Origin of the sequence: Pseudomonas tremae (assembly GCF_001401155.1) — a bacterium.
In the GTDB taxonomy this organism is placed as follows: domain Bacteria; phylum Pseudomonadota; class Gammaproteobacteria; order Pseudomonadales; family Pseudomonadaceae; genus Aquipseudomonas; species Aquipseudomonas tremae.
The window spans coordinates 1-421 of record NZ_LJRO01000371.1; the positions used below are offsets into that span (position 1 = coordinate 1).

1 protein-coding gene is annotated in these 421 nt (G+C 54.6%); it reads left to right on the forward strand.

Annotation, left to right across the window (positions count from 1 at the left end):
* Positions 1–45 precede the first annotated feature (45 nt).
* Positions 46–421 (forward strand): RsbRD N-terminal domain-containing protein (locus ALO43_RS20825; RefSeq protein WP_174518516.1); only part of this gene is annotated, 376 nt, incomplete at its 3' end.

Sequence of the window (421 nt, forward strand, 5' to 3'; positions counted from 1 at the left end):
CACGAATCTGCAATTCGCGGGGTTCATTTTTGGGTTTTAATTGCTATGCGGTTATCGGGCTTCATCCTTGAGAACATCGAGCCTATTGTACTGGAGTGGACCGACTTCGCGCGCACCATGTCCACGCTCGGCGAGCCTCTGGATACCAAGGAGCTCAGAGATCACGCCGAGCAGATGCTTCGAGCCATTGCCACCGATTTGAGGACTGATCAGTCGTCGCAGCAACAGGTCGAAAAATCTCAGGGCCAGGTCGTATCGCAAGAAGACACCGCGGCGAAAAGCCATGCGATCACTCGATTGATGTCAGGTTTCACCATCGACCAGGTGGTCTCGGAGTTTCGAGCGTTACGCGCGAGCGTGATAAAACAATGGATGATGCGCGCGACCTCGGACACCCAGCAGCAGATGGAGGACATGATCC